Here is a 14,013-nt window from a genome sequence, read left to right on the forward strand (position 1 = left end):
GGTCACCGTGCGGCGCGGTACGCCTCCAGACGGTCGGCCAGCTCCTTCGGGTGGCCGAGCATCGGGCAGTGGTCGCCGGGCATCTCGTCCGGCTGGAAGCCGAGCCGCTCGGCGACCATCCTTCGCATGAACTCGGCAGGGAAGAAGCGGTCGTCGGACGACATCAGGAACCTGGTCGGCACCTCCGGCCACGCGGCCAGCGGCCACGGATCCCCGAACGGGGCCGGCGCCTGATTCCGCTGGTGCTCCGCCATGAACTCGGCGGCCAGGGCGGCCGGGGTGTCGTGCAGCACAAGGGAGAGTACGTCTTCTTCGGTCCCCTCCGGGACGCCCCTGTGGCGGTCGGATTCCTGCCGGGCCGGCCCGTAACCGGTGTTGCCCCACCACTGACCCGGTGACTCGCCGGGGGCCGGAACCTGGGCCTGGAGCATGACCAGCAGGTCCGCCGACACCCGGTCGCACACCAGCGGGCCGGTGAAACCGCCGAACGAGTGGGCGACGACGACGAGATCGGTCCGGTCGCCGATCGCCTCGACCACCGTGTCGGCGTACTCCGCGAGTCCGGCCGACTCGTCATCACACGGCAGGTCCGGTGCAACCACCTCGTGACCATGGTCGCGCAACTCGGCTGCCAGCGGCCCCCAGTACCACGAGTCAACAGCCGCGGCGTGGATTAATACATAAGTCGCCACCGAACCATACCCTCCACCGTCGGATGCTCCCTGCACTGCGTGCGAGTCTACGTAGTGTCTCTCCTTGGGCCTGTGGAGTGGCGTGAAGCCCCTGGTAGGACAGGTCTGACCTGTGGTTCAGCCAGAAGCACATGGCGTTCGGCGGCAACATCCAGTTCCTGTCCGCCCCGGACGGCACCCCACTATGGGTTTGCGACGTCGATCGGACGCCGCCGCGCACCCGTGGACGCATGCGAAAGGGCCCGGGAACCGGGCCCTTTCGTGTGGTAGCGGGGACAGGATTTGAACCTGCGACCTCTGGGTTATGAGCCCAGCGAGCTACCGAGCTGCTCCACCCCGCGTCGGCACCAGCAACAATACACGCCAGGAAGGGCAGGGTGTGCGCAGGTCAGCCGCGGACGATGTTCTCCGCCTGAGGTCCCTTCTGTCCCTGCGTCACGTCGAAGGTCACCTTCTCGCCCTCTACCAACTCGCGGTACCCGGTGCCGGAGATGTTGGAGTAGTGCGCGAAGACGTCCGGCCCGCCGTCCTGAGCGATGAAGCCGAATCCCTTCTCGGCGTTGAACCACTTCACAGTGCCGCTGGCCATCTGGCTGCTCCTTCTTTCTCGCCGGGCGAGCCCGGCTGGGCGGGTGCTGGGGGCGCCTTCCGCAGTGGAGATCATCCCGGCGTCCGTCCTACCCGGCACGCGTGCCGTTTATCCGACTTTCCTGCCAGCGGCCGAGATCACATCCGCGACCGATGACGGGCCAGCACGCATGCCGTCTTCCGTCCGCGACGTGTGGACCTTGTGGTTACAGCTGGCCCGGCATTCTTCCGGCCTCCGTCCACTCGGCGGACCCGGCCCCAACGGAGCCTGATCGGATGCCAGTTCAGCCACCCCACGCAAGACCGTGTCCTCCCGGACCCCGGCCGCAGCGGCGACGATCCTGATCCCGCCCTGCCCCAGCGACCGCGCCTCCGTCCCTAGGGCCAGTCGGCGCTGACGCTCGATCACAACGGTCAGCCGCACTCCGGCAGCCGTCTTGGATGCTGGGTATGGTTGTTATTGTCGCGGACCTGTATGTGGCGCTCGCCACCGACTTCGCCCGGGACCAACGGGAACACCAGACGAAGAGCGCCCGTGGTGAGTGGGCCGGCGACGGAGGCAGTTGGGCACACGACACCCTGTACGACTGGCTCGATTCCTGGGCCGCATGGGTGGCCGCCGACTCACCGCTCCACGCACAACTCGAGCCAGTCACCTGGCGATCCGTGACACTGCAACTCTCAGCGGCTCAGATCTACGAGTAGCCGATTCGGGGGCGTCGTGCCCGATGGGCCTCGCTCCGGCACCGGACGTCCCGTGCGTCCACGGTGGCGGGTTCGAGCGGTCTTCTGGTCGGCTGTCAGGCTGGACCCACGCGCAGGGGACGCATCATTTCGTTGTCCTCGTGTTCCAGGAGGTGGCAGTGCCACATGTACCGGCCTGTCTGGCCGAAGCGCACCTTGACCCGGGTTGTCTCCTGCGGATAGGCGAGCACCGTGTCCTTGAAACCGCGCTCCCACGCCTCCGGGGAACGACGGCCACCGGCCGGGAGCGTCTGCCGGTCGACGACCTGGAACTGCACCTCGTGGATGTGAATGGGGTGGGCGTCCTTCGTCAGGTTGACGATCTCCCAGATCTCCGTTGATCCCACGACGGGGTTCTCCGTGATGGGATCGGCCCATCCCAGTAGTCTCGGTTTGCCGTTCGGACCGATGACGCCGAGCAGAACTTCGCGGGGACTCACGCCCGGCACGCGGGCCGAGGCCAGCTCGCCGAGACTCACCTGTCGGGTGCGGTCTGCTGCGCCGAGGGGCTCGAAGAGGGGCAGCGTGAGCTGTGCGGGAGGCGTTGATGTGTCCGCCGCGACGAGCGGTTTGATCACGAACTTCATGACCTGTCCGGTGGTCTTCGGGTTCGCCGCGGGGAAGCCGGTCCCGACCGTGCCTCCCGCGAACACGGCGTCCGGTCCCTCGTTGATCAGGTACAGCTCCGTGCCGACCGAGATCGAGGAGAAATCGACGACGACGTCGGCGCGTTCGGCCGGGGCGAGCAGCAGCTGGTCGCGCCGAACGGGTGCGGGCAGGAAGCCTCCGTCGCTTCCGACCTGCCACAGGGGAAGCTTTGCCGGTACCGGCCTGCGGGCCAGTCGGTCAGTGACGATCTTCAGGATCAGGGTGCGTGAGTTGCAGCCGTTGAGGAACCGGAACCGGTAGCGGCGCGGCTCCACGGACAGCACCGGCCAGGTCCTGCCGTTGGTGACCATCGCGTTGCCGAAGTACTCCGGGTTCCAGATCGGCGGAATGTCGCTGCCGGGCACATAAGGGCCCTTGAACCCGTCGAACAGCGCCCGGCTCGCCGGATAGAACAGGGTCCCGTCGGTGCGGAACGAGCGGTCCTGGACGACGACGGGGATCTCGTAGTAGCGCGCGCCGGGCAGGTCACCGAGCCTCGGCGCGGGCCCGGGCAGGACGCTTTCCCCCAGGTCCGACGGCCCGCCGCGCAACAGGTAGAAGCCCGCCATTCCGGCGTACACGTTCAGCCTGGTGATGCCCAGGGTGTGGTCGTGGAACCACAGGGTGGCGGCCCGGCCGCGGTTGGCGTAGTGAAAGACGGCCTCGCCCGGGCCCCAGGGCACGCCGGTCTTCGCCTCGGACTTCTTCGCGAACTCCTCGTAGAAGGATCCGACTCGGGCGTAACCGCGCGGAATGCCCTGCGCGTCGGGCAGGTACCAAGCCTCGGCGTACCCGTCGCTCTCCTCCGTGTTCGCCCCGCCGTGCAGGTGGGTGACGACGGGAACCGGTCCACCGTACGGCCCGGGTGTCGAGGTGAACATGGTGTGGGAGTCCCGCTGTTTGGCCCCACCCGGTGGGTTCGCCCAGTGGAGTGTGGGATCTACCGGCAGCAGATGCGGCAGATATCCGCCGCTCGTGTCGACGAGTTGATTGACCCACCTGACCTGGACCGCTCGTTCAAACCGGGCTTCGATGGTGAACGCGGGATAGTGGAACGTTTCGGGATGCCCGGTCGAGCCGTATCCGAATACCGTCGTGGCCGGCATGCCCGGGGGAAGCACCTGCTGCCGGAACTGGCGGATGCCGATCGTGTAGATGTCCCGGCCGGCCCGGCTGTCCAGCGGCATGACGGGCGGTATCACAAGTTCGGCCACGTACTTCCGTATCACCGCCGGATCAAGGACTTCTGCTTCCGCCGGCGAAGCGCGCGGCATCACCGTACCGGGAACGGAAAAGAGAGACGTTCCGCCTGCCAGAGTGGCCTGAAGCACGAGCCTCCTGCTGATCACTGGGCTTCTCACCTCGACTCAGGTCATCGGAGCGCGGCGCCAGTGGCCTCCGGGCCGGGCCCTCGGCGGGCGCGTGCCCGTTCGCGGTCGACTGCCGGTTATCGTCCCATCGCCCTGGTGCATGCGCATGACGGCCACCGGCCGCCACGGAACGGGCTGACGCCGCGGTCACGGCGTTGTCGGCCGGCGGGTCGAGCGCGCCTACGGGCGCGGGAAGCCTGCCGGGGGTTTCGATGGGGACGTCCTGCTCTGGTTCATAAGGGTGATGCCGCAACCCGGCGTCTCGCTCCACGCCGCCAGACGCGGTGGGCAGCCCACCCCGGCCAGCGGCTTCTCCTACGAGCTGACTCGCACGCTGGACGCCCCCGCCGTGAAGGCGCGCTCCCACAGGTGATCAGGCACAAGATCATCCGGTACCAGCAGACCTCCGCTGCGTCGGCGCGACCACGCGTACAGGGTGTTGTCAGTGGTGGCAGGCAGGATGGCGGGCATGACGACACCCGTTGTGCAGATCGTGGATGCCGCCGCCTACGCGCAGGCGGTCGAGGATGCGGTGAAGGCCGCTGCCGCCTACTACGCGGGCGGTACCTCGCCCCTGGATGACGACGCCTACGACCAACTGGTGCGGGGCATCGCCGCCTGGGAGGCCGATCATCCCGACCAGACGCTGCCCGCCTCGCCGACCGGGAAGGTCGCCGGCGGCGCGGCTGAGGGCGATGTTCCCCACACGGTGGCGATGCTGAGTCTGGACAACGTGTTCTCGCCGGAGCAGTTCGCTGCCTGGGCGGCCTCGCTGGCCCGCCGGATCGGTCATGAGGCGGAACGCTTCAGCGTGGAGCCGAAGCTCGACGGGCTGGCCGTCGCCGCCCGCTACACCCAGGGCCGGCTGACCCGGCTGATCACCCGGGGCGACGGGATCGCCGGGGAAGACGTCTCGCACGCGATCGGCACCATCGAGGGCCTACCCGACGAACTGACCGAGCCGGTCACGGTGGAGATACGCGGCGAAGTGCTGATGACCACCGCCCAGTTCGAGCACGCCAACGAGGTGCGCACCGCACATGGCGGGCAGCCGTTCGCGAATCCGCGCAACGCCGCGGCGGGCACCCTGCGTGCCAAGGACCGCGCCTACACCGTACCGATGACGTTCTTCGGCTACGGCCTGCTGCCGACGCCCGACACCGACGCCGACGTGGCCACACGGCTTGGCTCCCTCGCACACAGTGAGCTCATGGCGTGGGCCGCCGAGCTCGGTGTGAACACCACGGCCGCCACTGCCGTGCCCGGCGTCACCGCCGACACGGTCGAGCAGGTCCTGGCTCGTGTGCAGAAGATCGCCGCGCTGCGTGCCCAGTTGCCGTTCGGTATCGATGGCATCGTCGTCAGGGCCGATCTGGCCGCCGACCAGCAAGCCGCCGGGTCCGGATCGCGGGCCCCGCGCTGGGCGATCGCCTACAAGCTGCCCGCCGTCGAGAAGATCACCCGGTTGCTCGCGGTGGAGTGGAACGTGGGCCGCACGGGCATCATCGCCCCCCGCGGGGTCCTGGAGCCGGTCGAGATCGACGGGTCCACCATCACCTACGCCACGCTGCACAACCCGGCCGACATCACCCGCCGCGATCTGCGCCTGGGCGACCACGTCATGGTCCACCGTGCCGGCGATGTCATCCCCCGCGTAGAGGCCCCCGTCGCCCACCTGCGTACCGGCGCCGAACAGCCGATCGTGTTCCCCGAGGTGTGCCCGCGGTGCGGGTCCGATATCGATACCAGCGAGGAACGCTGGCGCTGCGAGCAGGGCCGCAACTGCCACCTGGTCGCTTCCCTCTCCTACGCCGCGGGCCGCGACCAGCTCGACGTCGAAGGCCTGGGCGCCACGCGCGTCGTGCAACTCGTCGACGCTGGTCTGGTCACCGATCTCGCCGACCTGTTCACCCTCACGAGCGACCAGCTCCTGTCGCTGGAGCGGATGGGGGAAACCAGTACCGACAACCTGCTCGCCGCGCTGGCAGCGGCCAAGACGCAGCCGCTGTCGCGGGTCTTGTGCGCCCTCGGCGTCCGTGGGACGGGCCGCTCCATGTCGCGGCGGATCGCCCGGCACTTCGCCACCATGGACAGCATCCGGGCTGCCGACGCCGACGCGCTGCAGGCGGTCGAAGGCATCGGCGCCGAGAAGGCAGCGTCCATCGTCGCCGAACTTACCGAGCTCGCCCCTCTGATCGACAAACTCGCCACGGCCGGGGTGAACATGACCGAGCCCGGCGCCACTCCCCCATCAACTTCCGACGCGGACACCGGGACCGTCGGTGCCCCGGCCGCCGGCCCGCTCACGGGGATGACGGTCGTGGCAACGGGCACGATGACCGGACCGCTGGAGCAGCTCAGCCGAAACCAGATGAACGAACTCATCGAACGGGCCGGAGGCCGCTCCTCCTCCAGCGTGTCGAAGAAGACCACCTTGGTGGTCGCCGGCGACAACGCCGGGTCCAAGCGCGCCAAGGCCGAAGACCTCGGCATCCGCCTCGCCACACCGGACGAGTTCGCCGCCCTCGTCGCCGACTACCTCACCTGACACCGCCACGAACGACCGACGCCCAGCATCAAGGTCCTTCATCCCAGCGTGGGACTGATTGCCCACCGAGCCGCGCCGAAATGCCGGCTGCGGCCCTCCTTCTGCTGCAGGTAGGGTCCAGCGCTCGGGGCGCTGGTCGTCCGAGGCGGCAGCCGTCTGCGGGAACGTCCTTGCGCTGAGCGCGCACATCAGGCGGTTCTGCCGCTAGAGGGACACAAGTCGAGCGGAAGGCCGTACTCGGCCAGGGAGACATTCTGCTGGTGACATGTGACCCCGTTCAGCCGAACGTCTTCTACTGGCGCAGTCCTGAGGCCGACACCTGGAGTCTGCAAATCCTTCAGTAGCACCACACCGGCCGGATGCGTCGCTCCTGTCGCCACCTGCCTCGACGGCCAGCCGCTGACGGGCGGCTGGCCGTCCTTGTTCACGGACTCGACGGTGCCGTCATTTCTCTTCGACGTTCACGAGCCGACTGATCGACAGCCGACTCCGGAACCGGTCGACCGTCGCTGTCCGTTGAGATGAACGAAGCCACTGAATGGAGAAAAGCAGGCCGCTTGGATGCCCGGCCTGGTGCGAGCCTCTCTGCTTCTGCAGCGCTGCCTTCATGACGCTGCGGGCGATGGGAGCGCCGAGTCAGCCGCCCGAGATGTCCTGGCGGGAGATGTCCATGCCGGTGGGGTCAATGAACACGGCGACGGCAACCGAGGCGCCGTCAGGCCTTTTGCCGTAGGAGACGAACCAGCCGTAAGGCACTTCATCCGCGACGTTCACGCCTCGCTGCGCGGTGCCGGTCTTGCCGCCGACAACGATGCCGTCGATCAGCGCGCGCTGGGCGCTGCCTTCTTGGGCGGTGTGCTCCATCATCTGCTGCACCTTCTGGGCAGTGGGGACGGAGACGGCCTGGCTCATGACAGCCGGCTCGGTCTTCTCCAGGGTGCTCAGGTCCGGTCCGCGGATCTCGTCGACGATGTAGGGCTGCATGAGTTTGCCGTCGTTGGCCAGTGCCGCGGTGACGAGGGCCATCTGCATGGGGGTGCTGGGGAGGCTGCCTTGCCCCATGCCGGTCAGAGCGGTTCCTGGCTTGTCCAGGTCCTGCGGATAGATGCTCTTCGTGGCACGCAGGTCTCCGAAGTCCGGCGAGTAAACGTCCGTGTTGAACTCGAATTTCTCCGCCGTCTCGCGCATCCGGTCCTCCCCCAGCTTGGCGGCGGCGTCGAGGAAGACGTTGTTACAGGAGTACTGCATCGCGGTCTTCATGGAAGCCTTGCCGCAGACCGCGTCGCCGGCCTCGCTGCCGATCCGGTTCGTCGACTGGGGCAGCTGGTAGGGGGAATCCGCCTCGCTCGGGGCGTCGATGTCCGTGACCACACCGTACTCAAGGGCCGCGGCAGCCGTGAGGATCTTGAACGTGGATCCGGGCGGATAGGTCTCCCGCAGCGGCCGGTTCGCCAGCGGCTTGCGCTTGTCCTTGTCCAGGGCCACGAACCTATCGGACTCCTTGAAGGTGTTGCCCGCGAACGCCGACGGATCGTAGGACGGCGCCGACGCCAGGGCCAGCACCTTCCCGGTCTTCGGATCCAGAGCGACCACAGCCCCCCGCGCACCCTTCAGACCGGTCAGCCCCTTATAGGCCGCCTTCTGCGCCCGCGGGTCGATCGTGGTCACCACGGCCCCTGTGCCAGTCGTAGGGGTTGAGCGCGGCGGCGTGCACACGAACCAGCACCTGGCCGGCCCCGGCCCAGGGCCGGTGGACTTCCTGCAGCCGCAGGGTGTCCGGCGGCCCGAACCGCTCCTGGAGCACCGCCTTCATCGCCCTGCCCCCCGTCTCCTCGCGACCGTCACGACCGGCACATGTCCGCCGCGCGGGTGAGGGCACGGTGGGCGTACGCGGTACGGCCGTCAATGGCCAGCGGCCGGTAGTGGACGCCGTGCACCGTCGGTGGGGCTGCGCGCCGTACAGCGTCACACGGGTCTCGCGCCCGTTGCGTGTTGCACGGACTCAGGTACCCGTCCACGTGCGCCGCCCGGACCCGGCCGTCCGCGAGCGGCGGGTGCGGAGCGACGCGCCAGTTCGCGCAACTCGGCGGGGGACGCCCCTCGATCACGAGCGGCTCCCGCGCCCCCGTCGGGGCCGGCCCGGTCGTCAGGTCGATCCACTGCTTGCCGTCGGCTGATCCCTGTATGCGGTACGCACGGCCGGCGGCCGCCTCCAGGGTGACCGGCGGGATCCTTCCGCATCCGGCCGGTGACGTCCCGTAAGACGGTACGGGTCCGGGAATTACCCACGCCTCAGGCTTGTTTGAGGGGGTCAAAGATCTTCTTATAGTCTGCATCCGCACGTCCCCCACAGAGAGGTCCCCCGTGAACACGCTCCTCGGACGCCGGGTCCGCATCCTGGCCGCCATCACCGCGACGGCCGGGGCGGTGCTCGTGGCAGGCTGCACATCGAGCGGCAGCGGCGGCACGGGCAAGTCGGCCGACGGCGGGGTCGGCCTCGTCAAGGCGGGCCAACTCACGACCTGCACGCATCTGCCGTACCCGCCCTTCCAGTCGGAGGTCGACGGCAAGGTCCAGGGCTTCGACGTCTCCCTGATCGACCTGGTCGCCAAGGACCTCGGGGTGAAGCAGCAGATCCTCGACACGCCCTTCGAGAACTTCAAGACCGGTGCGTTCCTCAACTCCGGCGAGTGCGATCTGGCCGCCGCCGGCATGACCATCACCGCCGAGCGCAAGAAGAACGTCGACTTCTCCGACCCGTACTTCGACGCCACCCAGGCCGTCCTGGTCGACAAGAAGAGCGGCATCACGTCCCTGGACGATGTGAAGGCCAAGGGCAAGAAGCTCGGTGCCCAGGCGCAGACCACCGGAGAGGACTATGTGCGCAAGCAGGGCTTCGACCCCGTCTCCTTCGAGTCCTCCGACGCCGTCCTCAACGGCCTGCGCACCGGACAGGTCCAGGGGGTCGTCATCGACTACCCGGTGGTCCAGGGCTGGCTCAAGGACAAGGCCAACGCCGACGCCTTCACGGTGGTCAGCAACCTCGACACCGGTGAGCAGTACGGCTTCACGGTGAAGAAGGGCAACTCCGAACTCCTCGCCGCGATCAACAAGGCGATCAAGGACGCGAAGGCCGACGGGACCTACAAGAAGCTGTACGAGCAGTGGATCGGCCCGTACACCCCGTCCGCCGCCTCGCCGTCCGCCTCATGAGCGACACCACCGGCACCGTCGGCGCCGAAGTCCGGCCCCGTAGCAGGCGTCTGACCCGGAGCCGGCGGCGTACGCTCTCGCGCGGCGTTCAGTACGCCGTCTTCGTCGCCGCCGTGATCGCCTTCGCGGCCACGGCCGACTGGGGCCGGCTGCGGAACCAGTTCGCGCAGGCGGACATCGCGCAACGGATGTTCCCGGACGTCATCACCCTGGCGCTGAAGAACACCGTGCTGTTCACCCTGACCGGCTTCGTCGTCGGGCTGGTCCTCGGCATGGTCATCGCGCTGATGCGGCTGTCGTCCGTGGGCCCCTACCGCTGGGTCGCCGGGGTCTACATCGAGATCTTCCGCGGTCTGCCCGCCCTGCTGATCTTCATCTTCGTCGGTGTGGCCGTGCCGCTGGCCTTCCCCGGCACGGAGATCATCGGAGGAACGTACGGCAAGGTGGCCCTCGCGCTCGGACTGGTCTCGGCCGCGTACATGGCGGAGACGATCCGCGCGGGCATCCAGGCCGTGCCCAAGGGACAGATGGAGGCGGCCCGTTCGCTGGGCTTCTCATCGGCCCGGGCCATGATCTCCATCATCGTTCCGCAGGCGTTCCGGATCATCCTTCCGCCGCTCACCAACGAACTGGTCCTGCTCTTCAAGGACTCCTCGCTGGTGCTGTTCCTCGGCGTCACGCTGGAGGAGCGCGAACTGTCCAAGTTCGGCCGGGATCTGGCCAGCCAGACCGCCAACTCCACACCGATCCTGGTCGCGGGCCTGTGCTATCTGCTGGTCACGATCCCGCTCGGATTCGTGGTGCGTCGCATGGAGGCCAAGGCCCAGGGAGCCGTCAAGTGAGCACTGTCCCCGAGATACTCGTCCGCGGCCTGCACAAGTCCTTCGGGGACAACGAGGTGCTGCGCGGCATCGATCTGGAGATCGGCCAGGGCGAGGTGGTCTGTGTCATCGGCCCCTCCGGCTCCGGCAAGTCGACCCTGCTGCGCTGTGTGAACCTCCTGGAGGAGCCCACCGAGGGACAGGTCTTCGTCGGCGGCACCGAGGTGACCGACCCCGATGTGGACATCGACGCCGTACGCCGCCGTATCGGCATGGTGTTCCAGCAGTTCAACCTCTTCCCGCACCTCACGGTGACCGAGAACCTCACACTGCCACAGCGCCGGGTCCTTCGGCGGAGCAAGGCGCGGGCCGCGGAGATCGCCGCCGAGAACCTGGAGCGCGTGGGCCTGTCCGAGAAGGCGGACGCCTATCCCTCCTCCCTCTCCGGCGGTCAGCAGCAGCGTGTCGCCATCGCCCGCGCGCTCGCCATGGGCCCCGAGGTGATGCTCTTCGACGAGCCGACCTCCGCGCTCGACCCCGAGCTGGTGGGCGACGTCCTCGCCGTGATGCGCATGCTCGCCGACGAGGGCATGACGATGATGGTCGTCACCCATGAGATGAGCTTCGCGCGGGAGGTCGCCGACCGGGTCGTCTTCATGGACGGCGGGGTGATCGTCGAGGACGGCACACCGGACCGGGTCATCGGGAACCCCTCTCATGAACGGACCCGACACTTTCTGTCCCGGCTCCTGGACCCCGCGAAGGCGCAGGTCGAGGAGGAGAAGGCGGACCGGACGGGCGGCAGCAGGTAGCACCGAATCAAGGTGCGGTACACGAGCGATCGCGCGGTGCTGCATCTGACGGGACGGATGATCGTCGGACCGCAGGAGGCCGCGACGAGCTGTGGGTGGTCGACGGCCGGATCCGACGCCTGGGCGGTGGAGATCCCAGCCGGGTCAAGCCAGTTCAGCGTGCTCCTCGACGCTTTCGGCGATGACCTGGACCGGCATCTGGTCGCTCGGCTGACGGACGGGCAGGCTCTGCACACGCCACTGGTGGGCCGCCTTCCGGCTCACCCGCAGCGGCCGCGCCCCCTCCGGCTGCTTGGCCTCCTGCTCGCACAGCATCCCCCTGACGAGCCGAAGCCGTAGCGCTATGTCTATGGGACGTCCTTGACGAACACGATCGCTTCGCTGTCCGCAAGTTGGGCCGGGTCGAGTGGGGAGTAGCCGAACCAGGGGGATACGCGGGGCGCGGGCGGCGTGTCGCCGAGGGCGGTGGCCAGTCGCGGGGCGTCGATGACGCAGCGGTCCTCCGGAAACGCGTACAGGATCCCTTCGACAGTGTCCGCGGGCGGGGCGTCCACGCCCTGGTGCCGGATGGTGCCGAGAGCCGTGGCCACGAAGGCGTACTCCTCGCCGAGTTGGGCGCTCACCAGCGCACCGGCGCTCCACCACTCCACCGGCCCCTGCCACATCTGCATCGTGCTCTTCTCCCGCTGGAGGTGGGAGTTGTGGGCGTGGACGAGCGCCGGGCCGCGAGCGGCGACGGCGAGGAGGTTGTGGGCCATCATCACATCCCGCAGCGCGCACAGCCGTGTCATACGGGCCGGTGAGGTGTCGGCCATCCAGTAGTGGTAGCGCAGCAGGCCGGTGGCAGTGCGCCCGTACAGGCGTGCCCGGTCCCAGTCGTCTTGCGAGGTGGTCGCGAGCAGGTGGGGTGTCTGCGCGTCGAGCAGCGCCACCAGATCGTCGGCGAGCAGCCGTAGCTGTCCGGCCTCGGCCGACTGCCCCACGGAGTGCGCCGGGTCCATCATCGCGGCGGGATCGGTCCACAGGTCGTCGGCACCGAGCAGGCGGTCGAGCGTTTCCCCGGTGCAGGGGAGCAGGTCCGCGTCCACCCGGTCTGAGAGGTAGTTGTGGAGTGCGGTGAGGGCCTGCCGGGGGCTCGCGGCGCCGGTGATTTCCAGGGGGCCGTCGAAACCGGTGAAGCGGAGCCGCTCGGACTCGGGCCGGCCGTCGTTGTAGGCGCGCATCCAGCGCACCAGCTCGCGGTTGGCCGCAAAGGTGCCCCAGCCGTGGCTGAATCCGCGTTCCATGGCCTCGTCGAGGGTGCCCGTTCCCGAGGTGACGTGGTCGTCCACGACCAGGCCCTTCAGGCAGTCGCTCTCGATCGCGATCGTCCGGTACCCCTCCTGCTCGACGAGTTCCTGGAAGAGCTCGTTGCGCAGGGCGAGCAGAGCGTCCTCGCCGTGGGTCGGCTCGCCCAGGGCGAGCAGCCGCGGCCGGGCCGGGAGCAGCCTCATGACGGCTGCCGCCTCGACGGCATGGGCGGTGTCCTTGATGTCAGTAGCCATGCCTTCAACGGTATCGTTGATCTCTCGGTTGAAACTTTTCCTCGATATCGTCCGGCTCATGGGGAGAAACTCTCAAAACGGTGAGCGGCTCAGGCCGGTTGATCTGGCACGCTGGCACGGTCTGTCCACCCAGGCAATCAGGAACTACGAGGAAGCCGGCATCCTCCCGGCCGCCGGTCGCACACCCCACGGCTACCGCACCTATACCTCGCTGCACGCGGGGGCCCTGCACGCGTTTCTTGCCCTGGTGCCCGGCCACGGCCACCGGACGGCGACGTCGATCATGCGGGCGGTGAACGAGGGCGCGACCGACGAGGCGTTCCGTCTCATCGACGAAAGCCACGCTCAGCTCCTCGACGACCGGCGAACCCTCCGGGCCGTGGAGAGCGCCCTCCGTGACCTGGGGTCCACCACGGCGTCCGAGCAGGCCGGGGTGTCCGGGCCCGGCGGCACGTTCATCGGACCGCTGGCGGAAAAGCTCGGCATCCGGCCCGCGACGCTGCGCGCATGGGAGCGTGCCGGGCTGGTGCGCCCACGCCGCGACCCGCGGACCGGGTACCGCGTCTACGACGAGGCCGACGTACGGGACGCCCGGCTGGCCCACCAACTCAGGCGCGGCGGCTACCTGCTGGAGCAGATCGCCCCGCTGATCGCCCAGGTACGGGCGGCCGGAGGGCTGGAGCCACTGGAGGCCGCCCTGAGCGACTGGCACGGCCGGCTGTCCGCCCGCGGGCAGGCAATGCTGACCGGGGCCGCCGAGCTGGAGGCGTACCTCCGCAAGCAGGGATGAGACTACGGCCGTCGGTTGAGAAAAGAGACTCCGAGGGCAGACATTCCCGGGCGTGCCACGGTACCGGTGAAACAGACCGTTCCTAGAGACTGAGGGGGAGTGAGTCCTGTTGCCAGAACTCGTGCTCAGCCGAACACCCCGAACGGTTTTGGGTGTTCTGGTCCACCGCGTTCGCTCCGCGTCCGGCGCGCACGGATCCTGTCCGTGGTCCGGGGACGTGGGGGCGGTTTCCCTCGCTCCCTT

11 protein-coding genes, 1 tRNA gene and 3 pseudogenes are annotated in these 14,013 nt (G+C 68.5%); 6 read left to right on the top strand and 9 right to left on the bottom strand.

What is annotated here, in order from left to right; translation table 11 throughout:
• Positions 1-2: 2 nt before the first annotated feature.
• The 4 genes and pseudogenes from ACWEK3_RS36395 to ACWEK3_RS36410 form a co-directional block, all read right to left on the bottom strand.
• Positions 3-728, bottom strand: coding sequence for an alpha/beta fold hydrolase (locus tag ACWEK3_RS36395; RefSeq protein WP_450544766.1), 726 nt, complete (start codon positions 726-728; stop codon positions 3-5).
• A gap of 228 nt (positions 729-956) precedes the next feature.
• Positions 957-1,033: transfer RNA gene (locus ACWEK3_RS36400), tRNA-Met, on the bottom strand.
• 47 nt (positions 1,034-1,080) lie between these two features.
• Positions 1,081-1,281 carry a cold-shock protein gene (locus tag ACWEK3_RS36405; RefSeq protein ID WP_361413043.1) on the bottom strand — a complete coding sequence of 67 codons (201 nt, stop codon included), beginning with the start codon at positions 1,279-1,281 and terminating at the stop codon, positions 1,081-1,083.
• Between the two features lie 224 nt (positions 1,282-1,505).
• Positions 1,506-1,683: pseudogene (locus ACWEK3_RS36410) on the bottom strand (ISAzo13 family transposase); the annotation flags it as partial.
• A gap of 47 nt (positions 1,684-1,730) precedes the next feature.
• On the opposite strand from ACWEK3_RS36410, the gene ACWEK3_RS36415 reads away from it, so the two are divergent.
• Positions 1,731-1,985, top strand: a complete 255-nt coding sequence (locus tag ACWEK3_RS36415) for a hypothetical protein (protein ID WP_450544768.1) — start codon at positions 1,731-1,733, stop codon at positions 1,983-1,985.
• 95 nt (positions 1,986-2,080) lie between these two features.
• On the opposite strand, the gene ACWEK3_RS36420 is transcribed toward ACWEK3_RS36415, so the two are convergent.
• Positions 2,081-3,886, bottom strand: coding sequence for a multicopper oxidase family protein (locus tag ACWEK3_RS36420; protein WP_453251653.1), 1,806 nt, complete (start codon positions 3,884-3,886; stop codon positions 2,081-2,083).
• Positions 3,887-4,511: 625 nt separating this feature from the next.
• Here ACWEK3_RS36420 and ligA point away from each other — a divergent pair.
• Positions 4,512-6,590, top strand: a complete 2,079-nt coding sequence (ligA, locus tag ACWEK3_RS36425) for an NAD-dependent DNA ligase LigA (RefSeq protein ID WP_453251654.1) — start codon at positions 4,512-4,514, stop codon at positions 6,588-6,590.
• A 636-nt stretch (positions 6,591-7,226) separates the two neighbouring features.
• Here the strand turns inward: ligA and ACWEK3_RS36430 are convergent.
• Positions 7,227-8,267 (bottom strand): annotated as a pseudogene (locus ACWEK3_RS36430) (penicillin-binding transpeptidase domain-containing protein); the annotation flags it as partial.
• Positions 8,254-8,403 (bottom strand): annotated as a pseudogene (locus ACWEK3_RS36435) (NAD(P)-dependent alcohol dehydrogenase); the annotation flags it as partial. The pseudogenes ACWEK3_RS36430 and ACWEK3_RS36435, both read right to left, overlap by 14 nt.
• A gap of 551 nt (positions 8,404-8,954) precedes the next feature.
• On the opposite strand from ACWEK3_RS36435, the gene ACWEK3_RS36440 reads away from it, so the two are divergent.
• The 3 genes from ACWEK3_RS36440 to ACWEK3_RS36450 are packed head-to-tail and all read left to right on the top strand — an operon-like array spanning position 8,955 to position 11,436.
• Positions 8,955-9,803 (top strand): transporter substrate-binding domain-containing protein, encoded by an 849-nt coding sequence (locus tag ACWEK3_RS36440; RefSeq protein WP_453251655.1) that lies wholly within the window; start codon positions 8,955-8,957, stop codon positions 9,801-9,803.
• Entirely contained in the window at positions 9,800-10,645 is an 846-nt protein-coding gene (locus ACWEK3_RS36445; protein ID WP_453251656.1) for an amino acid ABC transporter permease, read from the top strand. Before ACWEK3_RS36440 ends, ACWEK3_RS36445 begins: the two co-directional genes overlap by 4 nt.
• Entirely contained in the window at positions 10,642-11,436 is a 795-nt protein-coding gene (locus tag ACWEK3_RS36450; protein WP_453251657.1) for an amino acid ABC transporter ATP-binding protein, read from the top strand. The genes ACWEK3_RS36445 and ACWEK3_RS36450 overlap by 4 nt, the downstream gene beginning before the upstream one ends.
• Before the next feature lie 144 nt (positions 11,437-11,580).
• Here the strand turns inward: ACWEK3_RS36450 and ACWEK3_RS36455 are convergent, their stop codons facing one another.
• Both ACWEK3_RS36455 and ACWEK3_RS36460 read right to left on the bottom strand, forming a co-directional pair.
• Positions 11,581-11,751: a hypothetical protein gene (locus ACWEK3_RS36455; protein ID WP_453251658.1), complete on the bottom strand. Its 171-nt coding sequence runs from the start codon at positions 11,749-11,751 to the stop codon at positions 11,581-11,583.
• Positions 11,752-11,783: 32 nt separating this feature from the next.
• A complete protein-coding gene (locus tag ACWEK3_RS36460; protein WP_453251659.1) occupies positions 11,784-12,980 on the bottom strand; it encodes an erythromycin esterase family protein in 1,197 nt (398 codons plus the stop codon).
• A gap of 58 nt (positions 12,981-13,038) precedes the next feature.
• Here ACWEK3_RS36460 and ACWEK3_RS36465 point away from each other — a divergent pair, with 58 nt between their 5' ends.
• Complete coding sequence (locus ACWEK3_RS36465; RefSeq protein WP_453251660.1) at positions 13,039-13,770, top strand: TioE family transcriptional regulator; 732 nt, start codon at positions 13,039-13,041, stop codon at positions 13,768-13,770.
• Positions 13,771-14,013 lie beyond the last annotated feature (243 nt).

The sequence above is a fragment of the Streptomyces sp. NPDC004721 genome, assembly GCF_053601495.1.